The 3,389-nt window shown below is 77.3% G+C and carries 1 protein-coding gene; it reads right to left on the bottom strand.

Annotated features, from left to right (window positions below; translation table 11 throughout):
- Positions 1-57: 57 nt before the first annotated feature.
- Positions 58-3,294, bottom strand: coding sequence for an AMP-binding protein (locus AB0E96_RS39795; RefSeq protein WP_359831554.1), 3,237 nt, complete (start codon positions 3,292-3,294; stop codon positions 58-60).
- Between the last annotated feature and the right edge of the window lie 95 nt (positions 3,295-3,389).

The raw sequence follows: 3,389 nt of genomic DNA, 5'->3' as shown, positions 1-3,389 counted from the left end.
CGGGTGGCGGTCAGGGGGTGCGGTCGGTGACGGCCGCACCCCCTCGGCACACCCGCGTCACACCCCGGCCGCCTCCGCCAGCGCGGCGGCGAGGTCCTCGGCCAACGCCGTCACCGTGCCCGGCTCGAAGGCGTGCTCGTTGTACCGCAGCCAGCACCGCAGCCCGCCGTCCGGCAGCTCGGTGACCGCGAGCTCCGGGACGTGCCGGTCGCCGCCGGGCAGCGGGTACGGCACGGTGGCGTTGCGCGGCAGCTCCCAGGCGGCGCAGGCCACCCCCGGCAGCTGGGCCGGCGCGCTCCAGCTCTCGTACCGCAGCCAGGCCGCGAACGGGGCCTGCGGGCTGAACTCCGCGAACGGGTACAGCTGGTGGTCGAGCGCGGCGGTGGCGGCGGCCCGGACGCGGTTGAGCAGTTCGGCGAACCCCGGCGCGCCCGACACGTCGACCCGCACCAGCAGCGACTGGACGAAGCAGCCGACCGCCCGCTCCGCCTCCGGGCGGGTCCGGCCGGGCACCGGCGTCATGAGGACGAAGTCCGGCTGCCCGCTGCGGGCGGCCAGCAGGCCGCTCCAGACCGCCGCCACCGCGAGGAACGGCGTGGCGCCCAGCTCCGCCGCCCGGGCCCGCAGCGCGCCCGCCTCCCGCGGCGGGACCGTGAACGCGTGGGCGGCGCTCAGCACCACCTCGGTGTGCCGGCGCCCGGGGAAGGGGTCGATCGCCTCGGGCGCGTGCGCGAGCGCCGTCGCGAAGTGGTTCCGGGAGTCCGGCCAGTGGGCGTTCGACCACTCCACCAGCTCGCGGTACTCCGGGCCGGGCCGGGCCGCCGGCGCCCGGCGGCCGTTGCCCAGCGCCGAGTACAGCACCCCCAGGTCGCGCAGGAGCAGGCCCAGTGACCAGCCGTCGCAGACCAGGTGGTGGACCGCCAGCAGGACGACGTGGTCCGCCGGGCCCCGGCTCACCACGGCCAGCCTGGTCATCGGTCCCACGGCGAGGTCCGTCAGCCGGTCGCGCACGGAGACCAGCCGGGCCGACACCTCGTCGTCGCTCTCGCCGGGCGCGTCCATCAGCACCACGTCCGCGTGCGGCTCGTCGTCCAGGACGGCCCGCAGCACGCCCGGTTCGGCGCCGGGCGTCCCCGGTTCGGCGTCGGGCACCGGGACGAACCGGGTGCGCAGCGCGGGGTGGCGGCGGAGCGCCTCGTGCAGGGCGTCGGCCAGCACGTCCGTCCGCAGGCCCTCCGTCACCCGGAACATCACCGCCACCGAGCCGACGTTGCGGCCCGGGACCTCGGCCATCCAGCGCAGGAAGTTCTCCTGCTGGGAGGTGAGCGGCAGGTCGTGGGGCTGCGCGCGCAGCGAGCGGAGGAAGGCCGAGACCTCGGCGCCCGCCCCTTCCGTCGGCCCGGCCGTGGAGGCCCCGGCCCGCTCCAGCCAGGCCGCCTGGGCCCGGAGCGAGGGGCGCTCGAAGACGAGCGCGGTGCGGGCCGCCACGCCGAACTCGGCGGAGATCGCGGCGGCCAGCTGGACGGCGCGGAAGGAGTCCCCTCCGAGGGCGAAGAACTCGTCCTCCACCGCCCGGACCGGCCGTCCCAGCACGGTGCGCCACAGGCCCGCCAGGGCGAGCTCGCGCTCCGTCTCCGGTGCCCGTCCGGCCGCCGGGGCGTCCTCCTCGAACGCGGACCGCAGCCGGTGCTTGACCACCTTGCCGCTGGGGTTGCGCGGCAGGGAGTCCACCACCAGGACGCGGACCGGGAGTTCGGGCCGGGCGAGCCGCCCGCTCAGGAACAGCCGCAGGCCGTCCAGGTCGATCCCGCCCGGCAGCGGCACCACCGCGGCCACCGGCACCTGGCCCATCACCGGGTGCGGCAGGCCGAGCGCGGCCGCGTCGGCGACCTGCGGGTGCTCGTGCAGCACCGCCTCGATCCGCAGCGTCGAGACCTTCAGCGCACCGGACTTGACGATGTCGCTCTCCCGGTCGACCAGGTGGAGGAAGCCGTCCCCGTCCAGCCTGCCGAGGTCGCCCATGCGCACCCAGCCGTCGCGGAAGACGGAGTCGGAGGCCGCTCCGGCGTACCCGCGCGGCGGGCCGGGCTGGCGCAGCCAGATCTCACCGGTCGCGCCCGGCGGCACCGGATCCCCGGACTCGTCCAGGATCCGCAGGTCGCCCGGGTCGGTCGGGCGGCCCAGCGAGCCCGGGCGGGCCGGGTCCACGACCGCGGATATCTGGGCCGGGGCGGCCTCCGCCGAGGTGTAGGTGTTGACGACCGTCGCCTTCGGCAGGGCGGCGGACAGCCCGGCGGCGACGGCCGGCGGGAGCGCGGCGGCGGTCGAGCCGACCAGCAGGACGCTGCCGAGGTCCCGGCGTTCGGCGATCCCGGAGTTCAGCAGTTCCACCGCCATCGACGGCACCAGGAAGACGGTGCCCGCCCCGGACTCCTCGACCACCCGCCCGAACTCCTCCGCGTCGAAGCGCGGCAGACAGATCGTCGTGGGCTGCGCGGTCAGCGCGTTCACCAGGACCGCCTGGGCGGCGTTGGTGCCGATCGGGAAGGCGTGCACCGCGTGCCGCGAGTGGGCGTACGGGCGGGGGCGCGGGTCGAGGGCCAGGCCGGCGGTCAGGCTCGCGTGCGCGGCCCGGACGCCCTTCGGGGTGCCGGTCGTGCCGGAGGTCCCGATGATCTGGGCGAGGTCCCCGGGGCCGACCCGGTGCGGCGGCTCCGCCCCGTGCGGGGCCCCGGGGGTCGTCGGAGCCTCGGGCGCCTCGGGGGCGAGCTCGTCGAGGACGAACGAGGGCAGGGCGGTGCGCGGGCCGCTCCCGCCGATCGCCCAGGCTGCCCCCGTGGCCTCGACGAGCCGTTCGACGTCGGCCGGGCCCAGGTCCTCGCGGATCACCAGCCCGGCCGCGCCCGCGTAGTGGGCCGCCAGGAACGCCACGGCGTACGCGTCCCACTCCCGGTTGGTGAACAGCAGCGCCACCGTGTCCCCGGGCCGCACGCCCGCCCGGGCCAGCCCGTGCGCGGCCCGCACCGCCCGCTCGCGCCACCGGCCGTAGGTGAGGCTCCCGCCGCCGGGCACCAGCAGGGCGGTGCGGTCGGGGTGGAGCGCCGCCCGGTGGTCCAGGAGCGCGGGGAGCGTGAGCGGGGCGGAGGCGGGCTGGGCGCTGATGACGACTCCCGGGAGGCTTTCGGAGCGCGGCGGAGCGAGGCGGAACGACGCCGCAGGAAGATCGGCCGCTGATTGGTCCAGACCGTATCGGAACGGTGAAGGAGGGCGCCAGATCCGTCCACGGATCGTCACGACCCGTACCGCGCACGCCCGGAGTGCCACGGCGCCGGGTGTCACCGGCCGGGGTCGGCGGGCCTGCCGACCCCGGCCCGCCTGCCGTCTGCCGG

This window comes from Kitasatospora sp. NPDC036755 (assembly GCF_040636595.1).
Lineage (GTDB): Bacteria > Actinomycetota > Actinomycetes > Streptomycetales > Streptomycetaceae > Kitasatospora.
The sequence above is the reverse complement of the archived record's forward strand: the minus strand, read 5'-3'. Positions and strand labels throughout refer to the sequence as shown.